The sequence below is a fragment of the Streptomyces argenteolus genome (assembly GCF_042902585.1).
Classification (GTDB): Bacteria; Actinomycetota; Actinomycetes; order Streptomycetales; family Streptomycetaceae; genus Streptomyces; species Streptomyces argenteolus.
The window spans coordinates 489,721-510,188 of sequence record NZ_JBIBEG010000003.1 but is presented as its reverse complement, the minus strand read 5'-3'; the positions used below and the strand labels follow the sequence as shown (position 1 = coordinate 510,188).

At 72.5% G+C, this 20,468-nt stretch carries 14 protein-coding genes; 6 read left to right on the top strand and 8 right to left on the bottom strand.

Annotated elements, in window-relative coordinates; translation table 11 throughout:
- The first annotated feature begins 1 nt into the window (after window position 1).
- The 5 genes from ACFY8O_RS14865 to ACFY8O_RS14845 all read left to right on the top strand — a co-directional run bounded on the left by ACFY8O_RS14865 (window position 2) and on the right by ACFY8O_RS14845 (window position 7,519).
- The gene (locus tag ACFY8O_RS14865; RefSeq protein ID WP_387902080.1) at window positions 2-820 is read left to right on the top strand and encodes a phosphatase PAP2 family protein; all 819 of its coding nucleotides are present in this window, start codon (window positions 2-4) and stop codon (window positions 818-820) included.
- 160 nt (window positions 821-980) lie between these two features.
- The gene (locus tag ACFY8O_RS14860; protein ID WP_387902078.1) at window positions 981-1,607 is read left to right on the top strand and encodes an alpha-ketoglutarate-dependent dioxygenase AlkB; all 627 of its coding nucleotides are present in this window, start codon (window positions 981-983) and stop codon (window positions 1,605-1,607) included.
- A 127-nt stretch (window positions 1,608-1,734) separates the two neighbouring features.
- A complete protein-coding gene (locus ACFY8O_RS14855; protein WP_387902075.1) occupies window positions 1,735-3,051 on the top strand; it encodes an ATP-grasp domain-containing protein in 1,317 nt (438 codons plus the stop codon).
- Between the two features lie 39 nt (window positions 3,052-3,090).
- Window positions 3,091-5,124, top strand: a complete 2,034-nt coding sequence (locus ACFY8O_RS14850) for a CocE/NonD family hydrolase (protein WP_387902072.1) — start codon at window positions 3,091-3,093, stop codon at window positions 5,122-5,124.
- A gap of 181 nt (window positions 5,125-5,305) precedes the next feature.
- Window positions 5,306-7,519, top strand: a complete 2,214-nt coding sequence (locus tag ACFY8O_RS14845; RefSeq protein WP_387902070.1) for a catalase — start codon at window positions 5,306-5,308, stop codon at window positions 7,517-7,519.
- Window positions 7,520-7,832: 313 nt separating this feature from the next.
- Here ACFY8O_RS14845 and ACFY8O_RS14840 read toward each other — a convergent pair whose 3' ends face one another.
- Window positions 7,833-8,888, bottom strand: a complete 1,056-nt coding sequence (locus ACFY8O_RS14840; RefSeq protein WP_387902067.1) for a YncE family protein — start codon at window positions 8,886-8,888, stop codon at window positions 7,833-7,835.
- Window positions 8,889-9,027: 139 nt separating this feature from the next.
- Complete coding sequence (locus tag ACFY8O_RS14835; RefSeq protein ID WP_387902066.1) at window positions 9,028-10,851, bottom strand: hypothetical protein; 1,824 nt, start codon at window positions 10,849-10,851, stop codon at window positions 9,028-9,030.
- Window positions 10,852-11,046: 195 nt separating this feature from the next.
- Between ACFY8O_RS14835 and fes the strand changes: the two genes are divergently transcribed.
- Window positions 11,047-12,318, top strand: a complete 1,272-nt coding sequence (fes, locus tag ACFY8O_RS14830; RefSeq protein ID WP_387902065.1) for an enterochelin esterase — start codon at window positions 11,047-11,049, stop codon at window positions 12,316-12,318.
- Between the two features lie 235 nt (window positions 12,319-12,553).
- On the opposite strand, the gene ACFY8O_RS14825 is transcribed toward fes, so the two are convergent.
- The 6 genes from ACFY8O_RS14825 to dhbC form a co-directional block, all read right to left on the bottom strand.
- On the bottom strand, window positions 12,554-12,748 hold the full coding sequence (locus ACFY8O_RS14825) for an MbtH family NRPS accessory protein (protein WP_387902063.1): 195 nt from the start codon (window positions 12,746-12,748) through the stop codon (window positions 12,554-12,556).
- Window positions 12,745-16,677, bottom strand: a complete 3,933-nt coding sequence (locus tag ACFY8O_RS14820) for an amino acid adenylation domain-containing protein (protein ID WP_387902060.1) — start codon at window positions 16,675-16,677, stop codon at window positions 12,745-12,747. The genes ACFY8O_RS14825 and ACFY8O_RS14820 overlap by 4 nt, the downstream gene beginning before the upstream one ends.
- Window positions 16,674-16,901, bottom strand: a complete 228-nt coding sequence (locus ACFY8O_RS14815) for a phosphopantetheine-binding protein (protein WP_145805617.1) — start codon at window positions 16,899-16,901, stop codon at window positions 16,674-16,676. The genes ACFY8O_RS14820 and ACFY8O_RS14815 overlap by 4 nt, the downstream gene beginning before the upstream one ends.
- Window positions 16,902-16,906: 5 nt before the next feature.
- On the bottom strand, window positions 16,907-17,539 hold the full coding sequence (locus ACFY8O_RS14810; protein WP_387902058.1) for an isochorismatase family protein: 633 nt from the start codon (window positions 17,537-17,539) through the stop codon (window positions 16,907-16,909).
- A gap of 70 nt (window positions 17,540-17,609) precedes the next feature.
- Window positions 17,610-19,259, bottom strand: a complete 1,650-nt coding sequence (locus ACFY8O_RS14805) for a (2,3-dihydroxybenzoyl)adenylate synthase (protein WP_387902056.1) — start codon at window positions 19,257-19,259, stop codon at window positions 17,610-17,612.
- Entirely contained in the window at window positions 19,256-20,455 is a 1,200-nt protein-coding gene (gene dhbC, locus ACFY8O_RS14800) for an isochorismate synthase DhbC (protein WP_387902053.1), read from the bottom strand. The genes ACFY8O_RS14805 and dhbC overlap by 4 nt, the downstream gene beginning before the upstream one ends.
- Between the last annotated feature and the right edge of the window lie 13 nt (window positions 20,456-20,468).

Here is a 20,468-nt window from a genome sequence, read left to right as displayed (position 1 = left end):
CATGCCCGCACGACCCGTCGCCCCCGCGCTGCGCCGGAATCGCCGTGACGCCGACCGGAGATTCGGCATCCGGCTGTTCGGATCCGCCGCCGTCGCCGCGGTGGCCGCAGTCCTCTTCGGCCTCCTCCTCGTCCTGGTGGAGAGCGGGTGGCACCCGCTGCGGCGCCTGGACGCGGGCGCGGCGCGATGGCTGAACCGGACGGCCCTCGACCACCCGGCCTGGACCGGAACCCTCCGCTTCCTCTCGGACGTGGTGTGGGACCCCGTCACCCTGCGCGCGGCCGTCGCGGTGCTCACCCTGTGGCTGCTGCACCGCCGGGCCTGGCGGCTCGCCGCGTGGTCGGCCGTCACCGCCGTGGCCGGAGGGCTGACCGGGCTGCTGGTGAAGGTAGTCGTCGAGCGGGCGAGGCCCGCCCTCCCGGAACCGGTGGCCCAGGCCCCCGGCTTCTCGTTCCCCTCCGGTCACGCGATGACCGCCACGACCTCGTTCGCGATCCTGCTGCTCGTCCTGCTGCCGATGGTGCGCCGTCGGCTGCGCCCCCTGTTCTGGGCGGTGGCGGCGGTCTCGGTGCTGGGCGTCGGCTTCACCCGCATCGCCCTGGGGGTGCACTGGTTCAGCGACGTGGTCGGCGGCTGGACCCTCGGGCTGGCCGTGGTCGCCCTGACCGGCTGGTCCTTCGAGGCCTGGCGCGCCGACGCGGGCCTCGGCCGCAGCGAGGTGGCCGAGGGCCTGGAGCCGGAGCTGAGCGGCGACGACGCCGAGCCGGAGGATCCGGGTCCGGGTCCGGGTCCGGGTCCGGGTCCGGGGCCCGCACGATGACACCTGCCCGGAGGGGCCGGGTGCCGCACGAGGACACCGGCCTGCGGGCACCCGGTCCTGTTCGGCGGCACGCGGGGTGAAGCGAGAAGTGCGCGGTCCGGGGAGGGTGCCTCACCGGCGAAGGGAACACCTGTTCTAATCGCGGGGTAGACTTGTCGGTATGTCCGTTCATCTCCAGGGTTCCCTCTTCGACCAGGCCGACGGTCCCTCCCTCGGCCCCCTGGCCGGGCTGCGGCGGACCGTCCTCGGCGACGGGGCGTGGACGGACCTCCTGCCCGGCTGGCTCGGTGGCGGCGACGAGCTCTTCGCGGAACTCGCGGCGGACGTCCCCTGGAGAGCCGAGCGCCGTCAGATGTACGACCGGACGGTCGACGTGCCCAGGCTGCTCGCCTTCTACGGTGCGCAGGACCAGCTGCCGAGCCCCGTGCTGGACGAGGCCCGCGAGGCCCTGTCCTCCCACTACGCCGACGAGCTCGGCGAGCCCTTCGTCACCGCCGGGCTCTGCTACTACCGGGACGGCCGCGACAGCGTCGCCTGGCACGGCGACCTGCACGGCCGGAGCTCCCACGAGGACACGATGGTGGCGATCCTCTCCCTCGGCGCCCCGCGCGATCTGCTCCTGCGCCCCTGCCGGGGCGGCGACACGGTGCGCACGCCGCTCGGCCACGGCGACCTCATCGTCATGGGCGGGTCCTGCCAGCGCACATGGCAGCACGCCGTTCCCAAGTCCGCGCACGCCCGAGGGCCGCGGATCAGCGTCCAGTTCCGCACACGCGGAGTGCGCTGACCAGGGAATCCGCCGGTCGGAGGGGCCGTCCCGGAGATCGTCACGGCTCAGGGCCCTGCATGCCGGAACCGGCTCAGGGCAGGCGGTGGGAAGTGCAGGCAACACTTCCTACCGGAGGGACATCCCCATGCCCCAAGGGCACCGTAAGAACATCTTCGTCGTCGGCCTCGACGACGCGAACCTGCGGACCCTGGAGGCGGTCCCGGACGCCGACTCGTACCGCTTCCACCGGCTGCTGACCGTCGAGGAACTGCAGGAGGGCGAGGTCTCCGTACCCGCTCTGATGGACCGTGCCCGGGCGGCACTCGACGCGCACGACGGCAGCATCGACGCGATCGTCGGCTACTGGGACTTCCCGGTGAGCACCATGGTCCCGATGCTGGGCAAGGAGTACGGCGTCCGCACGACCAGCCTCGAATCCGTCGTCAAGTGCGAGCACAAGTACTGGAGCCGGCTCGAACAGCGCAAGGCCATCGACGCGTACCCCCGCTTCGGCAGGGTGGACCTCGACGCCGACGACCCGGAGCCCCCCGAGGGCGTCAGCTTCCCCATGTGGCTCAAGCCGGCCCTCGCCTACTCGTCCGAACTGGCCTTCGGCGTGTCGGACATGACCGAGTTCCGCGCGGCCGTCGACGAGATCAAGGCCGGCATCGGCCGCGTCGGCAGGCCCTTCGACTCCGTACTCGACCTGCTCGAACTCCCGCCCGAGATGCAGGGCGTGGGGGGCCAGGTCTGCCTGGCGGAGGAGGCGATGACCGGCATCCAGGTGGCCGTGGAGGGCTACGTCTACCAGGGCAACGCCCACGTGTACGGGGTGCTCGACTCGATCAACTACCCCTCGTCGCCGTGCTTCCTGCGCCACCAGTACCCGAGCACCCTCCCCGCACCGGTGATCCGCAAGCTGCACGAGGTCAGCGAACGGACCATGCGTCAGATCGGCATGGAGTCCGCCACCTTCAGCATCGAGTACTTCTACGACCCGAAGACCGGCGACGTCAGCCTGCTGGAGATCAACCCCCGGCACTCGCAGTCCCACGCCGAACTCTTCGACTACGTCGACGGGGCGCCCAACCACCACCGGATGATCAGCCTCGCCCTGGGCCGCGACCCCGCCCTTCCCGGCGGCCTCGGCCGCTACGCGATGGCCGCCAAGTGGTACTACCGCTGGTTCGGCGACGGCAAGGTGCACGAGGTGCCCACCCCGGAGCGGATCGCCGCCATCGAACGCGAGATACCCGGCGTGCGCATCGACGTCGTACCGGAGGAGGGCCAGAAGCTCTCCACGGTCTCCCAGCAGGACAGCTACAGCTACGAGGTGGCGCACATCTTCACCGGAGGGGCCGACGAGGAGGACCTCCGCCGCAAGTTCGACCGGTGCGTGGCGGCCCTCGGGCTCACCTTCGACGAGACGGAGCCGGGAGGCCGCGGCACGAAGACCCGGTGAACCGGCACGTACAGCACCACGAAAGGAGGTCGCCCAGGCATGCGCCACGTCGATCAACTGCCCTGTGCGATCCAGGAAGAGAAGCACGTCACCCTCCCCATGGCGGACGGGATCAAGCTCTCCGCACGGATCTGGCGTCCCACCGCGTCGGACGCGGAACCCGTGCCGGCCGTCCTGGAGTACATCCCGTACCGCAAGAACGACCTCACGGCCACCCGTGACGCCATCCACCACCCGTACATCGCCGGACACGGCTACGCCTGTGTGCGCGTCGACGTACGAGGGACCGGGGAGTCGGAGGGCGTGCTGCTCGACGAGTACCTCGAACAGGAGCAGGCCGACGCCGAGTCGGTGCTCGCGTGGATCGCCGAGCAGCCCTGGTGCGACGGGAACACCGGAATGATGGGCATCTCCTGGGGAGCTTTCGCCGCCCTCCAGACGGCCGCCCGCAGGCCGCCGAGTCTCCGCGCCATCTGCATCGCCTCGTTCACGGACGACCGGTACGCGGACGACATGCACTACCTCGGCGGCGCGATGCTCTCCGACAACCTGGCCGAGGCGGGGACCATGTTCGCCTACGCCACCTGCCCGCCCGACCCGGCGGTGGTCGGGGAACGCTGGCGTGAGATGTGGCGCGAGCGCATGGAGGCGGCGCGGCCCTGGGTCCTGGAGTGGCTGCGCCACCAGCAGCGCGACGACTACTGGCGGCACGCGAGCCTCAGCGAGGACTACTCGGCGCTGCGCTGCCCGGTGCTCGCCTCCAGCGGCTGGGCTGACGGCTACTCCAACGCCGTGGCCAGGCTCCTGAGCCACGTCGACGTACCCCGCAAGGGCCTGATCGGGCCGTGGTCGCACAAGCTGCCGCACCTCGGCGAGCCGGGACCCGCCATCGGATACCTCCAGGAGGTGGTGCGCTGGTGGGACCACTGGCTGAAGGGCGTCGACAACGGAGTGATGGACGGCCCCATGCTCCGCGCCTGGATGCAGGAGAGCGTCCCGCCCTCCACCTCGTACGAGGAACGGCCCGGCCGCTGGGTCGGCGCGCCCTCCTGGCCCTCGCCGGACGTCGACGAGGCCGTCTTCCCGCTGATCGGCGGCACCCTGGGAACCCCGGGGGATCCCGTGGAGCAGCGGGAGGACCGCGTCCACACGGTGCAGTCGCCGCTGTCGGTCGGCCAGTTCGCCGGGAAGTGGGCCTCCTACAACGCCCCGCCGGACCTCCCCTACGACCAGCGCGAGGAGGACGGCGGCTCCCTCGTCTTCCAGACCGAACCGCTGGCCGAGCGGGTCGAGATCCTCGGCGCGCCCGTCGTCGAGGTGGAGGTGGCCGCCGACGCGCCGGTCGCCCAGCTGAACGCCAGGGTGTCCGACGTCGCGCCGGACGGTCGCTCGACCCGGGTGACCTACGGGGTGCTCAACCTCACGCACCGCGACAGCGAGGAGTTCCCGGAGGTGCTGGAACCGGGCCGGCGGTACCGGGTGCGCGTACCGCTGCACAGCGTCGCACAGGCGTTCCCGCCCGGACACCGCATCCGGCTGTCGCTGTCCACCTCGTACTGGCCGCTCGTCTGGCCCGCCCCGGAACCGGTGCTGCTCAGCGTGTACGAGAAGGGCAGCGCCCTGACCCTGCCCGTGCGTCCCTCCGACGTACCGGAGGACAAGCTCCTGGCCCCCTTCGGGGAGCCCGAGGGATGCGCCCCGCCCCCGGTCACCCGCCTGAGCGAGCCGGAACAGGCGTGGACGGTCGCCAGGGACCTGGTCGACTACCGGTCGGTGCTCGACATCGTGAAGGACAGGGGACGGCAGCGGCACGAGGACACGGGGATCGAGACCGGACTTCGGGCCCACGAGACGTACAGCTGGACCGGTGAGGACTTCGGTTCCGTACGCGGTGAGTCGGCCTGGGAGATGCGCTTCAGCCGCACCGACTGGGACGTCCGGGTCGAGACGCGCACCGTGCTCAGCTCGGACAAGGACACCTTCCAGGTCGACGCGACCCTCGACGGCTACGAGGACGGCCGCCGGGTCTTCTCCCGGACCTGGAACGAACGCATCCCGCGGGAGAACGTCTGACCCGCCTCCCGCGCCCGGACGTCACGCACCCCGACGGACGCTGCCGAACGGGTGACGGCCCGGGACTCGCCGTGGGAGACCGTCCGGGCGCGGGAGGTATGAGCCGTGCCCGGACGGGCCGGTGCGGCGGAGGCATCCGTACGCCGATCCGGTGACGGGCTCCACATCCAGGAGGAGAGAAGTGACGGACAAGCAAGGACATCAGCCCGTCCCGGGTGCACCCGGGAGTCTTCCCCCGTCGGCGGAGGAACCGACGGAACCGCGCGAGCCGCTGCCTCCCAAGCCCGACCAGAGCGGCCCCGAGACGGTCAGCCCCACGGGCCAGCCCACCGGTGCGGACCCGGCGCGCAACGCACAGAGCGGCGCCTACCTCACCACCGCGCAGGGCGCGCGGCTGTACGACACCGACCACTCGCTGAAGGCGGGGCCCCGCGGGCCCGTCCTTCTCCAGGACCACCATCTGCGGGAGAAGATCACCCACTTCGACCACGAGCGCATCCCGGAGCGCGTGGTCCACGCGCGCGGCGCCGCCGCGCACGGCGTGTTCCGCGGATACGGGACGGCGGCGAAGGTCTCCAAGGCGGCCTTCCTGGCCAAGGACGTGGAGACACCGGTCTTCGTGCGGTTCTCCACGGTGCTCGGCTCGCGTGGCTCGGCCGACACGGTCCGCGACACCCGGGGCTTCGCGACGAAGTTCTACACCGAGGAGGGCGTATTCGACCTCGTCGGGAACAACATCCCGGTCTTCTTCATCCAGGACGCGATCAAGTTCCCCGACATCATCCACGCCGGGAAGCCGCACCCCGACCGTGAGATCCCGCAGGCACAGAGCGCCCACGACACGTTCTGGGACTTCGTGACGCTGCACTCCGAGGCGACGCACCACACGTTGTGGAACATGTCCGACCGGGGGATCCCGCGCTCGTACCGGATGATGGAGGGCTTCGGCGTCCACACCTTCCGGTTCGTCGACGCCGAAGGCGCCTCCACCCTGGTCAAGTTCCACTGGAAGCCCAAGCTGGGCGTGCACTCCCAGGTGTGGGAGGAGGCCCAGATCGCGGGGGGCGTCGATCCCGACTTCCACCGCAGGGACCTGGCGGACGCCATCGAGGCCGGCGCCTTCCCCCAGTGGGAGCTGGGCGTGCAGACCTTCCCGGACACCCCCGAGCAGATGTTCCAGGGCATCGATCTGCTGGACCCGACGAAGCTCGTCCCCGAGGAGCTGGCCCCCGTCCAGCCGATCGGCCTGATGACGCTCGACGCCAACCCCTCGAACTTCTTCGCCGAGACGGAACAGGTGGCCTTCCACCTCGGCAACATGGTGCCGGGCATCGACGTCACCAACGACCCGCTGCTCCAGGGGCGGTTGTTCAGCTATGTCGACACCCAGCTGACCCGGCTCGGCGGCCCCAACTTCCCGCAGCTGCCCATCAACCGCACGCACGCGCCCGTCAACGACATGCTGCGGGACGGCATGCACCAGACGGCCGTCCACCGGGGCGTCGCGCCGTACCGGCCCAACTCCCTGGACGGCGGTTGCCCGTTCGTGGCGGGCGCTGACACCGGCGCCTTCGTCGAGGTGCCCGCGGAGGTGGCCGCGAGCCGCAAGGTGCGTGAGGCCCCGGAGTCCTTCGACGACCACTTCAGCCAGCCCCGTCTCTTCTGGCTGAGCATGACGCCCGTGGAGCGCGAACACATCGTCGCCGCCTACACCTTCGAGCTCGGCAAGTGCTACGAGCAGGCGATCAAGGAACGCGCCCTGAAGGTGCTCGCGCGGATCGACACCCAGCTCTGCGAACAGGTCGCCACCGGTCTGGGGCTGCCCGCCCCGCAGGCGGAGGGGGCGCTCGCCGATCCGGACCCGAGCCCTGCCCTGTCGCAGGTCGGCGGGGTCTGGCCGGCCGATGGCCGGGTCATCGGCATCGTCGCGGACAAGGACGCCGATCTGGACGGGGTCCGCGCGGTACGCGACGCCGTGCAGGAAGCCGGCATGGTGCCGCTGGTCGTCGCCCCCGCCGGAGGCGTCCTCGACCCGGACGGCGACCCCATCACCGTCCAGCGCACCTTCGCCACCGCCCGCTCGATCGAGTTCGACGCCGTCCTCCTCGCCGGCGCCCCCGCGCCCGGCGCCGACGCCATCGGCGCCCGGGACGCGAAGGCCGGATCCGGCGGCGGAGCCACCGACCCGCGGCTGCTCCTGCTGCTCGACGAGGCGTACCGGCACGCCAAGGCCATCGGGGCCTGGGCCGGGGGCGACGGAGTCCTCACCTCGGCGGGCGTGCCCCTGGACGCGCCGGGCGTGGTGAACGGCGGCTCCGGCGCCGAGGTGCTGGAGCAGGTCCGCCACCTCCTGGGCGGGCACCGGGTCTGGGACCGCTTCCCCGCGAGGGTCTGACCGGAGGGCACCGCACAGCCCGGCCACAGGCGGCACCCGAGTCAGGGTGCCGCCTGTGGCGTGTCCGGGTGCCGTGCCGCGTCCGCCCCCGCCATCACCGTCTGACCAGGGTGGGTTCCCCTGAGCGGCAAAGCGTGCGCCGCACCCGTTCGGTGGCGCCTTTCGGGCCCGGCGCTTCACGTGCTCCGGTCACGGCGACGAGCCGGGTGCCCGGTCCACCGCTTCGCGAGGTGGGCCGGGCACCCGGCTGTGACGTGGGTGGGGGAGGTGGAGCGTACCGGCGTGGAGCGTGGGGGCGGGGGGAGAGCCGGGGTCAGCGGGTGACGCGGAAGCTGTGGATCTGGTCGGCGCCGTCCAGGCCGGCTCCGGACTTGTCGACCACGTAGGCGGTGCCGTCGCTGATCTCGACGTGGTTCGGGTTGGCCCCGGTGGTCACGGTCCTGACGACCTTGCCCGCCTTCGGGTCGACGACCGTCGCCGTGGCGGCGGTCCGGTTGACGACCACGATGTTGCCCGTGCGGTCGTCGGTGGCGACGGACAGGGCGCCCGCGCCGGTGGCGACGGACTTGGTGACGAGACCCTTCTTCAGGTCGATCACCGAGACGTCGCCGCTGGTCTGGTTGGCCGTGTACGCGGTCTTGCCGTTCTTGGACAGCGCGATCGAGATCGCCCCGTCGCCTGCGGGAATGAGCCGCGGGGTCGCGGACGTGGCGGTGACCTCGATGACCTGGTCGTTGGTGAGGTCGGCGGCGTAGGCGGTGCCGGTCCGCTCGTTCACGACGAGCCCGGTCGGACCGGATCCCTCCACCGTGATCCGCTGCTTCTCCTCGAAGGTCTTCGAGTCGAAGGCGACGAGGGTGCCGTCGGTGAAGGCGCTCGCCCACACGGTGTCGTGGCGCTCGTCGACCACGATCTCCCGCGCGTGGTTCACGTTCGGGAGCGTGACGAGGTGCTTGCCGGTGCGCTGGCTGTAGACGGCGACCGTGTTGTTACGGGTGTTCGTCGTCCAGACGGTGTTGTGCTCGTCGTCCACCGCCACGCCGTAGACGGCCTCCAGGGCGCCCGTCGCCGCGTCGGTGACGGGCGGGGTGATGGTCCGCTCGACCTCCAGGGTGTCCGGATCGACCTTCAGCAGGCTGGAGCTCACGACCGGCGGGCGGCCCACGGCGACGGTCGTCCACAGGACGTCGTTCCGCTCGGAGTACGAGGTCTGGTAGAGGCCCTTCACGAGCGGCGCGACCGTCACTGCGTCGGTCGCGGCGTGCGCGGAGGCGGTGCCCGTCAGTGCGGTGGTGGTGCCGGCGGCGATCACGACGGCGACTGCGGCGCGGGTGACGGTGCGACGGCTTCTGTGGTGGGACGTGGTCATGCGGGGGTCAACTCCCTGACAGGGTCTCGGTTGGAACATGTACAACTTAGCTTAGGCTTACCTAAGTAACACACCTTCAGGTGTGTGAGGCATGCGACAACTGCGCTGTGAGGGTGCTGTGTCGGGCCGCGCGCCCGATTCAGCTCTGGGCGACGGGCCCGGCGGGTCCGGCGGGTGCGGCTGTCCCGCCCGGACGGCGGCGGACGACGAACAGAGTGGTGGCCGCGGCGCCCGCGGCCCCGCCTACGGCTGCCGCAGCGGCCGACCAGGCGATCGTCGGGTACGAGACGGAGCTCTCCGACGAGACCGCGGTGACGGTGCCGGGAACGGCGTCCGGCGTGACCGCGGCCGGGTCGGCCGCGGTGGCCGGGGTGCCGGGTGCGGTCACCGTGAAGTCGACCTTGAGGGTGGTGGAGGGGTTTGGCGCCAGGAACCGCAGCCAGTGGGCCCCTGGGGGCGTTTCGGCCGGAATGGTGACCTCGCCCTTGTACGCGCCCGAGGCGTCGGCCTTCCACTGGCCGAGAATCTCCTCGTCGTCCAGCTTGATGGTGACGGTCTGTCCGGCCGGGAACTTGACGACCTCGAAGGGGATTGTGCCGCCCGGCTGCACCTCGCTGGCCGAGATCGTGGCCTTGGAACCCCGGGAGTTCGACGCGGCGGCCGGTGCGCCGGTGGCCGCGGGCACCTCGCTGGTGGCGCCGGATCGGCCCGTGGGCCCCGAGGCGGTCGCGACCTGCCCGGCCGGGGCGCCGGAGGTGACGGTGAAGTCGGCCCGGAGGCTCGTCGACGGATTGGGGGCGAGGAAGCGAAGCCAGTGGGCGCCCTTCGTGGCCTCCGCCGGGACGGTGACGGTGCCCGACATCGAGCCGTCCGCGCCGATGCCGTTCGCCCACTGCCCGATGATCTCGGAGTCGTCGAGCTTGACCGTGAGCTGCTGCCCCGCGGGGAAGCCTGTCACCCGGAACGACACCTTGCCGCCTGCGGCGACCTGTGAACCCGCGGTGATCGTGGCGGAGGTGCTGCCGGAGGCGGAGCCGGACGAACCGCCGGTGGTGCCGGAACCGCTGCCGGTGCCGGAGGAGCCGGAGCCGCCCGTTCCGGAGTCCGAACCGCCGGAGCCCGAACCGCCGGAGCCCGAACCGCCGGTCCCCGACCCGCCGCTTCCGCCCGTGCCCGACGGTGTCACGGAGATGTCCGCCCGGAGGCTCGTCGAGGGGTTCGGTGCCAGGAAACGCAGCCAGTGGGATCCCGCCGACGTCGACTGGGGGACGGTGACCGTGGCGGTGAGGGTGCCGTCGGCCTTCACCGCGGAGGGCCACTGCCCGATGATGTCGGCGTCGTCCAGCTTCACCGTGACGCTCTGGCCCTTCGTGAAGCCGGACAGGGTGAAGGTGACCTTACCGCCGGCCGTCACCCCGGAGTTCGTCAGCCGTACCGCCGGCTCGGCCGCCGCGGGCGGCTCGGTCGTCGGCTGCGGGGTAGGCGTGCGGGTCGGGGTCGGGGTGGGCGTGGGCGTGCTGCCGGTCACCGTCAGGTTCTCGCTGCGGACGCTCGTCTGCGGCGCGAGGAAGCGCAGCCAGTGCTCACCGCCCGGGGCGGCATCGGCCGGGACGGTCACCGAACCGGAGACGCTGCCGTCGTCACCGATCGCGAACTGCCCGAGCAGCGTCTTGTCGTCGAACTTGACGCTCAGGGTGGCTCCAGCGGGGAAGCCCGTGACCTCGAACGCCACCTCCCCGCCGGGCTTCACCGCGGTGACGCCCAGGGTCACCGCGGGGGAGGCGGTGTCGGCGACGAGGGCGACCGTGCCCGTGGCGTCCGTGCCGGAGGAGCCGGAGGCGAGCGGCGCTCCGGCGAGTGCGCCGATGCCGAGCGTCGCGCCTGCGGCGAGGGCTGCAACGCGTCCCAGCCGGGGCCGGGAGGGTGCGGACGCGGAGATACGGGAGGGTCTGGCGGGGTTCATGATGAGCTGCTCCTGGCAGGCGGAGAAGGATGCGGGAGGGAGGGCGTACGGGGCAACGGCCTGGTGAATCAGCCGGTCTGAGCCCTCCAAGTTCACTTAGGTTAGCCTAACCTCAGTAGTGTCGAACCTTGCGTTCGATACCCGAGAGGTAAGGTGACCCTAAGTCGCACTTCCTTCGTGTTCGGAGCCCTTCTCGTGATCACCTCAGAGCCGCCGCAGGACGTCACGCGCCGGCCGCCCAGGATCGCCCGCCCGGACGGCGTGCCGAGGCTCCCGCTGCCCGGATTCCCGCTGCCCGGCCCGGGGGAGGCCGGGGACTTCTGGGCCCGGGTGCGCGCCGGAGGCACCCCCCTGATCGCTCCTGACCCCCAGGGCAGCCCCGGCCACAGCGCCGTGACGTTCCTCTGGCGTGGCACCCCCGCCACCCGTGCGGTGCAGGTCCTTCCCAACAAGATCGGCGATCCGCGCGCCCCCGAGGGCAATCTGATGGACCGGGTGCCCGGCACAGACGTCTGGCACTGGTCGCTGCGGTTGCGCAACGACTGGCGTGGCACCTACGACTTCTACGTGGACGAGGGCGGCGGTCCCGAACAGGGCACTCCCGGCTACTGGCAGTGGCTGCGCACCCGGCGCCGCTGCGATCCCCTCAACCCCTGTGCCCTGCCCCGGCGCTGGAGCGGCGACCCGGTCTCCTACGCCGAACTCCCGGAGGCGCCCGGCGGGCAGGACTGGCAGCCGAGGCCGGACGTGGCCCGTGGCCGGGTCACCGCCCACGAGGTCCCCTCCGGAAATCTCGGCGGAACGCGCCGGGTCTGGCTCTACGAACCGCCGCTCGCCTCCGGCCGCCAGGAGGAACTCCCCGTCCTCGTGCTCCTGGACGGCGAACACTGGCAGCCGCGGCTTCGTCTGGCGCACCTGCTGGACAACCTCATCGCCGACGGCCGTATCCCTCCCGTGGCCGCCCTGCTGCCCGACTCCGTGGACTCCGGCACCAGATGGGCACATCTGACCTGCCGCCCCGAGTTCGTGGCCTTCCTGGCCGACGAGCTGCTGCCCTGGGCGTCCGAGCGGCTGCCGGTCACCCGGGACCCCGCGCGCACGGTCGTCGCCGGGCAGAGCCTGGGCGGACTCTGCGCGGCCCACGCGGCGGTGTCGGCCCCCGGCCGCTTCGGCAACGTCCTGGCCCAGTCCGGCTCCTTCTGGTGGCCCGACGGGCCGCAGGCGGAGTGGCTCACCGACCGGATCGCGCGGACTCCGCGGCTGCCGGTCCGTTTCTGGCTCTCCTTCGGTGAGCAGGAGTGGGTCGCCCTGCCGGCTGCCCGGCGCCTGCGTGAGGTCCTTGCGGCGGCGGGCTACGACGACGCCCGCTACCGGGAGTTCAACGGCGGGCACGACTACCTGTGCTGGCGTACCGAACTCGCCGACGGCCTGGTGGACCTGTTCGGCCCGGCCACCTCCGCGCGGTGAACGCCGGCTACGGTCGGCAGCTACCCCCAGGGTGAGGCCGGGCCGTGCACCACAGCGCCCGGCGCCGTGACCGGCGGGTCCCCCCGCCGTGACGCCAGGCCCCGCCTGCCGCAAGGCCGGCCGCGACCGGCGGGCCCCCACCGTGGGGCGCCGCCGCGACCGGCGGGCCCCGCAGCCCCGCATGTGCCGCCGTCGCGGCGCGGGAGCGGGGCCCCACGCCGTGACGGCGGGCCCCTCAGGTCTGTGCCCGGCCCGGCTCCAACGTGGCCGCGCACGCCTCGTACGGAGCCGGGCCGAAGCGTGCCGACCACCCCGGAGGCACCTCCCGCCAGGTGGGCCACAGCGACAGCCGGCCCTCGGCGTTCTCGAGCACGAGATGTGTGTCCTCCCCCTCGGGGTCCGGATCGAACGGTCCGCTCCACGTGCTCACGCGTCCAGCTCCTTCAGACGGGCCGCCAGGACGGCGGCGATGCCGTCGAGATGGCGGTCCTGCATCAACTGCGGGTGGGTGCAGTCGAGATCGTGGTTGTCGATCGCCCCGGTCACGTGCGCACGCCACGCCTCGCGGGTCAGCCAGTCCTCCGCACGGGGAGCGGCAGCCGTGAAGAACAGCAGATCGCCTTCGAAGGCCCGGTGGTGGTGTTCACGCATGATGCGGGCGTGGTTCGGCACGATGTCGACGATGCCGGACAGAGCGCGGTCGCTCAGTCCGGCGAGCGGACTGCCCGCCTTGCGCAGGGTGGCCAGCACGTCCTCACGGTCGCGCTCGCGCGTGCGCTCGAAGCCCGCCATGCGCAGCACGGCGGTCAGCGCGTCTCCCTCCTCGGGCGCGGGCCGCTCACGCCACTGCTCGGCCGGGAACGAGTCCAGCAGCGCGAGCAGCTCGACCTCCTCGCCCGCCTCCTGGAGCAGTACGGCCACGGTGTGCGCCAGCACGCCACCCACCGACCAGCCGATCAGCCGGTAGGGGCCGTGCTCCTGCACCCCGCGGATGTGCTGGACATAGTCCTCCGCCTCCTCCTGGAGCGTGCGCGGAAGCGCGTCGTCCCCGGCCAGCCCGCGTGCCTGGATGCCGTACACCGGCTGCTCCGGGCCGAGCCTGGCCGTCAGCCCGGCGTAGCACCAGGCGAGTCCTCCTGCCGGATGGATGGCGAACAGCGGCGGCCTTCCGTCACCCCCGCGCAGCCGCAGGACGACGTCCAGCGCGTCGTCGGACGCCGGTCCGGCGGAACCGAGCCGGGCGGCGAGGGCGGCCGGCGTCGGGCACTCGAAGAGCGACCCGATGGTCAGCTCCGCTCCGAACTCGTCCCGGACCCGGGCCACCAGGCGCACCGCGAGCAGTGAGGTGCCGCCCAGGTCGAAGAACGCGTCGTCAGGACCCACCGTGGCGACGCCGAGCACCTGGGCGAACAGCCGGGTCAGCGTCTCCTCCCGCGCGCCCGATGGCCGTCGCGCTCCGGCGCCGCCGCTGAAGACCGGTGCGGGGAGGGCACGCCGGTCCAGCTTGCCGTTGGGGCTGAGCGGGAAGGTCTCCAGCGCGACCACCGCGGCCGGCACCATGTGCTCGGGCAGCTCCTGTGCCAGCGAGGCGCGAACCGTCGCCGGATCGGCGCCGCCCGTGACATACCCGACGAGCCGCTGCTCGCCCGGCCGGTCCTCGCGTACGAGCGCACACGCGCCGTCCACCCCGTCCTGAGCGGTCAGAGCGGTCTCGATCTCGCCGAGTTCGATGCGCTGCCCGCGCAGCTTTACCTGGTCGTCGGTGCGGCCGAGGTAGACCACCTCGCCCTGGTCGGTCCAGTGCGCCAGGTCCCCGGTGCGGTACATGCGCGCCCCCGGCCGGCCGAAGGGGTCGGCGACGAACCGCGACGCGGTCAGCTCCGGACGGTCGAGATAGCCCTCCGCGAGCTGGCGCCCGGCCAGGTGGAGCTCGCCCGGCACCCCGGGAGGGCAGGGCCGCAGCGCCGCGTCGAGCACGTACAGCCGGGTGTTCCAGACCGGCCTGCCGATCGGCACCGGACCGGTGGAGCCGGCCTCGCACGCGTGATACGTGACGTCGACGGCCGCCTCGGTGGGGCCGTACAGATTGTGCAGCTCGGCGCCCGGCAGCGCCCGCCCGAAGACGGCGGCGGTCTCGCGGGGCAGGGCCTCACCACTGCAGAAGACCCGGCGGAGGCTGCCGCACGCGCCGGTGTCCGCCTCCGCCAGGAACACCTGGAGCATCGAGGGCACGAAGTGGCAGGTGGTGACCTCCTGTTCGCGGATCAGCCGGGCCAGGTAGGCCGGGTCCTTGTGGCCGCCCGGCTCCGCGACGACCAGCACCGCGCCCTGCCGCAGCGGCCAGAAGAACTCCCACACCGAGACGTCGAACGACGACGGCGTCTTCTGGAGCACGCGGTCCTCGGAGGTCAGCCCGTAGGCGCTCTGCATCCAGCGCAGCCGGTTGTCGATCGCGCCGTGCGACACGACGACGCCCTTGGGCCTGCCGGTGGAGCCGGAGGTGTAGATGACGTACGCGGGATGGGCCGGGGTGAGCGGTCGTGAAGGGTTCACCCAGAGGTACTCCGAGACGTCGAGCCCGTCCAGGACCACCAGCGGGGTTCCGGTGTCCTCGGGCAGCCGGCCCGTCCGGTCGGTGACCGCGCACACGGGCGCGGCGTCCTGGAGCATGTACGTGAGCCGCTGTTCCGGGTAGTCCGGGTCCAGCGGCAGGTAGGCGGCCCCGGCCTTCAGCACGGCGAGCAGCGAGACGATCAGCTCCACCGAGCGGGGCACGGACACCGCCACCACCGCGCCGGGCCGGGCACCGAGCGTGCGCAGGTGCCGGGCCAGCCTGTTGGCGCGGGTGTTCAGCTCCTCGTAGGTGAGCGTGGTGTCGCCGTACACCAGAGCCGGAGCGTCGGGGGTACGGGCGGCGCGTGACTCGATCGGGCCGATGAGTGTGGTGGGCGGGAGGGCGCGGTCGGTGTCGTTGAAGGTGTGGACGACCAGCTCGTGTTCGGCCGGGGTGGCGATGCCGTGCGCGGCTGTCGGTACGTGCGGGTCGGTCCGGCTCAGCCGCTCCACCAGATGCAGGAAGCGGTCCTGGTGCGCCGTCAGCTGCTCCTCGCCGTACAGGGCGGGATTGCCGTCGTGGTCGATGCGCAGCCCACGGCCGTCGGCGCGGTCGTAGATGTTCAGCGTCAGGTCGTCGACCGGCCCGGCCGACAGGTTGCGGGCCCGGGCGGGGGCACCCGCGAAGTCCACGGCGTAGTCGAACGGCATGACGTTGACGAGGGGCCCGACCAGCCCGCGGTTCTCGCCGAGCAGCCGCAGGTCGCGGCGGATGTCCTCGTAACGGAAGCGCTGGTGGCGGCGGGCCGCGCGGATGCCCAGCACGACCTGGCGGACCAGCTCGGCGAAGGTGGCCCCGGGGGACACCTCCAGGCGCAGCGGCAGGACGTTCATCACCATGCCGGGCACGCGCAGCGAGACCGACCCCATGCGACCCATCATCGGCAGGCCGAGCACGACCTCCCGACGGCCGGTGGCCCGCGAGGTGTAGAGGGCCTGGGCGGCGATCAGCACGTCCGGCCAGGTGGCGCGGAGCTGTCCGGCCAGGTCGCGCACGCCTTCCGTGGCCTCGGGGCCCAGGTGGGCGGTGCGGCGCAGGAAGCTCTTTGACGGGAGTGCCCCGCGTCCGGCGAGCCGGGGAACCTCGGGGCGGTCGGCGAAGGCCTCGTTCCAGTGCGTGCGGTCGGCCTCGAAGGCCTCCGACGACCGGTAGGCCTCGTCCTCGGCCACCAGGTCGGCGAGCGATCCGAAGGTGCGGGGGCCCGGCTCCGTGCCCCTGGCGAGTGCCGTGTAGACCTCGGCGGTACGGCGTACGAGGAGCGAGTAGCCGAAGCCGTCCATGACGAGGTGGTGGATGCGCTGGTACCACAGCCACCGCTCCTCGCCCACGCGGAACAGCGCGTGCCGGAAGAGCGGCCCGGCCGTCAGGTCGAAGGGCTCGGCCAGGTCGGCGCGCATCCACTCCCCGGCCCGCGCGTCGGCGTCGGCCGCGCCCCGCAGGTCCCGTGTGGTCAGCGGCAGTTCGACCGAGGCGAGGACACGCTGGCGCGGGCCTTCGGGGGAGTCCTCGACACGGACCCGCAGGGCCTCGGCCTCGGAGGTCACCCGTCGCAGGGCCCGCGCGAACAGCTCGGGGTCCAGCGGCCCCTCGATCTCCAGGCACTCCGCCGTGTTCTGCGCGGGGCTGAGCGGATCGAGCGACTGGGCGAACCACATGCCCGACTGCGCGGCGGTCAGCGGCAGTACGGGAGGCTCCCCGGCCGGCGTGCGACCGGCGGCTGCGGCGTCGGTGAGCAGGGCGGTCATGAGACCCCCAGCAGCGGGGCCCATGCCTCGACGGCGGGCTGCTCGGCGAGGTCGGCGAAGTCCGCCTCGACGCCGTGGTCGCGGCGCCAGCGTCCCAGCAGCGCCATGATGCGCACGGAGTCCAGCCCGTGGTCCAGGAGGTTCTCGTCGAGGGGGATGTCCTCGGGGGCCTCGCCGAGGGCGTCGGCGACATCCTGGCGGATCAGTTCGAGGGTGAGCGCCATGGTGATCAGATCTCCTTCAGAAGCGCGTCGGTCGTGGTGACGACCGCGCAGCGGCCCGCGGCCCAGCGCAGGGCCATGTCGTGGTCCTCGCGCGAGAAGTCGGCCACGGCGTCCGCGACGAGGAAGGCCCGGATGTCACGCATCCACGCGTCACAGGCGCTCATGAGGACGCCGATGTGCGCGTACACGCCGGTGATCACGAGCTGGTCGCGCCCCGAGTCACGGAGCAGGGACTCCAGTTCGGTCCGTACGAACGCGCTGTACTTCCATTTGGTCAGCACGGTGTCGCCGTCCGCCGGTGCGACCGCGGACGGAATCGCCAGGGCCTCGGGGTCGTCGGCCGCGCCAGGTCCCCAGAAGTCGAGCTGGAGGCCGCGCTCCTCGTGCGTCTGGCCGCCGCGCTGCACGGAGTAGACGACCGGGACCCCGAGGGCGCGGGCGCGCCCGATGACGCGGGAGGTGTTGTCGAGCATGCCGGTGAGCGGCTGCTCGCCGGCCGGGAAGGCGCGGAGGAAGTGGTTCTGCAGGTCGTGGACGAGCAGCACGGCGCGTGCGGGGTCGACGGTCCAGTCCACGCGGTTAGCGGGCAGTTCGGCGTCGGACGGCAGTGCGTAGGAAGTGATGGCGGGAAGGGCCATGGGGTGGAACCTTTCGGTGCCGCTCGGGGGCGGAACTCGGGTGCTGATCTCGGTGCCGGGCGGAGGTGTCTCAGCGCGGGGCGGACGCGGCGGGGCCGGGGAGGGCCTCCGTGCGCAGGCCCTTCTTGCTGACCTTGCCGATTCCGGTCTGCGGGAACGCCTCGACGAACTCGACGAGGTCGGGGATCTTGTAGGCGGCCACGCCACGTTCACGCACCAGGCGTTTGACCGCGGCCGGTTTCAGGGCCTCGGCCCCCTCGCGCAGGATGACGTAGGCCAGCGTGCGCTCTCCCAGGTACGCGTCGGCCACGCCGACGACACAGACGTCGTGCACCGAGGGATGGGCGAGGATGATGTTCTCGAGCTCCTCCGGTGCGACCTTCTCACCGCCCCGGTTGATCTGGTCCTTGGCGCGCCCCTCGACGACCAGGTGTCCCGTCGGGAGGCGGCGCACGATGTCACCGGTGCGGTAGAAACCGTCGTCGGTGAAGGCCCTCGCGTCGTGTTCCGGCGCACGCCAGTACCCGCGGATCGTGTACGGACCCCGGGTCAGCAGATGACCGAATCCGCCCTCGGGGACGTCCTCGTCGGCGTCGTCGACGACCCGGATCTCGTCGTCCTCGGAGATCGGCCTGCCCTGGGTGGTGACCACGGTCTCGTGGTCGTCGTCCAGCCGTGTGTAGTTGACCAGGCCCTCGGCCATGCCGAAGACCTGCATGAGGCGGCACCCGAGGGCGGGCTCCAGCCGTCGCGCGGCCGACTCGCTGTACTTGGCGCCGCCGACGAGGACGAGCTCCAGGCTCGACAGGTCGTGCGCGGTGCCCGGGCCGGCCTCCGTCCACACCAGGGCGAGGGGCGGCACCAGGCCGGTCATCGTGACGCGTTCGCTCTCGACGAGCGCGAAGGCCGTCGCCGGGTCCGGGCTGGGGCACATGACCACGGTGCCGCCGGCGTACAGGACGCCGAGCCAGCCGGGTGAGCTCATCGGGAAGTTGTGCGCGGCGGGGAGCACCACGAGGAAGCGGGTGTCACCGTCCACGCCGCAGATCTCGTCGGACCCGCGCAGCGAGTAGATGTAGTCGTCGTGCGTACGGGGGATGAGCTTCGGGACGCCCGTCGTCCCGCCCGACAGCTGCAGGAACGCCAGGTCGTCCGGCGCGGGCTCGTGCCCGGTGTCCACGGGGTCGCACGGTACCTCCGACAGCGCCGTGTGCCCGCCCGGCGAGCCCACGACGAACACGTGCCGCAGGCTCGGTGTACGCGCCTTGACCTTGGAGGCGAGCGCGAGGTGGTCGAAGCCCGCGTGCCGGTCCGGGATCACGTAGGCGACGGCCTCGGTGAAGGAGCAGAAGTACTCGATCTCCGTCTCCCGGTGCGCCGGCAGCGCGTAGACGGGCAGCGCGCCGATCCGGAAGAGCGCGAAGACGACCTCGACGAACTCCGCGATGTTCGGGAGCTGCACGACGACCCGGTCACCCGGGGAGATCCCGCGTGCCGCGAGACCGGCCGCCATGCGTGACGCGCGTACGTCCAGTTCCCCGTACGTCCACTCGCGGCGCTCGGGGCCCGGGTCGACGATCGCCACGCGGTCGGGATGGGCGGCGGCGCGCTCGCGCAGCACCCCGCCGAAGGTCTCGCCGCGCCAGTGGCCCGCCGCGCGGTAGCGCTCGGCGAACTCGTCGGGCCAGGTGGGCGCGTCGGGGCTCGGGAAGGCGCTCACAGGGCGGCTCCCACGGCGCTCAGGAACGTACCGAACTTGGCCCCGGTCTCCGCCGTCTCGGCGGCCGGGGAGGACTCGGCCACCACGCCGGCCCCGGCGAACAGCCGCAGGGTGCGGCCCTCGGCCTCGGCGCAGCGGATCGTGACGACCCAGTCCCCGTCGCCGTCCGCGTCCTGCCAGCCGACCATGCCGGTGTACGCCCCCCGGTCGAAGGGCTCCGAGTCCGCGATGACCTGCCGCGCCACAGTGGTCGGGGTGCCGCAGACCGCCGGAGTGGGGTGCAGCGCGGACGCCAGGTCGAGCGCGGTGGAGGCGGGGTCGCGCAGCTCACCGGTCAGCGTGGTCGACAGGTGCCACATCGCGGCGGTACGTATGAGGGTGGGGCGTTCGGGCACGTCCAGGCTCACGCAGAACGGCGCGAGTGCCTCGCGGATGGCGTCGACCACGACCGCGTGCTCGTGCAGGTCCTTCGGCGAGTCGAGCAGCGCCGCCGCCCTGCGGACGTCCTCGGCCAGATCGCCGCTGCGCGGGGCGGAGCCCGCCAGCGGATTGGCGACCAGCCGGGCCCCCCGGCGGGCCACGAGGAGTTCGGGGCTCGCACCCACGAGCGTGCGGCCCGGACCGCTGGGAACGGCGAAGGTGTAGCCCTCCGGGTCCCGGCGGGCCAGCCGGCTCAGCATGGCCGGCAGATCCAGGTCACGCGACGAGGTCAGTTCGAGGGTGCGGGCGAGGACGACCTTGTCGAACTCCCCGGCGCGCATCCGCCGCACGGCGGCGGCGACCGCCTCGGAGTAGTCCGCCGCGGCGGGCACCTCGCGTATCCGCCAGTCGTCACCCTGCTCCACGTCGGGACCGTGCAGGGCGACGAGCGGGTCGGCGCGCAGGGCGCCGGCCCACCGGAGGGTCTCCGGTACGGCGAGGGACGCCTCACCGTCGTGGGCGAAGGGGACGGTGCCGACGACGACCGGAGCGGGATCGCCCGCGCTCCGGGCGGAGTCCAGGACCTCCCGCACCCGCAGGGGCAGGGGCCGGGCGTCGTGCGGCACCGTGGCGCGGGTGCCGGAGCCGAGCAGGGTGTGCCGGGGAGTGGCGAGGAAGCGGTCCGTGCCGGGCCGGTAGGCCTCCAGCAGGGAGGTCGCGACGCCGGGGGCGCTGTGCGGGGGAGCGGCGGCGGGGACGCGCAGAGAGGCAGACATGGGTGGTCTCCAG

Bases quoted from the DNA above. Each gene is read 5' to 3' on its own strand.
- ACFY8O_RS14865 (WP_387902080.1), top strand. From the start codon at position 2: ATGCCCGCACGACCCGTCGCCCCCGCGCTGCGCCGGAATCGCCGTGAC.
- ACFY8O_RS14860 (WP_387902078.1), top strand. From the start codon at position 981: ATGTCCGTTCATCTCCAGGGTTCCCTCTTCGACCAGGCCGACGGTCCC.
- ACFY8O_RS14855 (WP_387902075.1), top strand. From the start codon at position 1,735: ATGCCCCAAGGGCACCGTAAGAACATCTTCGTCGTCGGCCTCGACGAC.
- ACFY8O_RS14850 (WP_387902072.1), top strand. From the start codon at position 3,091: ATGCGCCACGTCGATCAACTGCCCTGTGCGATCCAGGAAGAGAAGCAC.
- ACFY8O_RS14840 (WP_387902067.1), bottom strand. From the start codon at position 8,888: ATGACCACGTCCCACCACAGAAGCCGTCGCACCGTCACCCGCGCCGCA.
- ACFY8O_RS14835 (WP_387902066.1), bottom strand. From the start codon at position 10,851: ATGAACCCCGCCAGACCCTCCCGTATCTCCGCGTCCGCACCCTCCCGG.
- ACFY8O_RS14820 (WP_387902060.1), bottom strand. From the start codon at position 16,677: ATGACCGCCCTGCTCACCGACGCCGCAGCCGCCGGTCGCACGCCGGCC.
- ACFY8O_RS14815 (WP_145805617.1), bottom strand. From the start codon at position 16,901: ATGGCGCTCACCCTCGAACTGATCCGCCAGGATGTCGCCGACGCCCTC.
- ACFY8O_RS14810 (WP_387902058.1), bottom strand. From the start codon at position 17,539: ATGGCCCTTCCCGCCATCACTTCCTACGCACTGCCGTCCGACGCCGAA.
- dhbC (WP_387902053.1), bottom strand. From the start codon at position 20,455: ATGTCTGCCTCTCTGCGCGTCCCCGCCGCCGCTCCCCCGCACAGCGCC.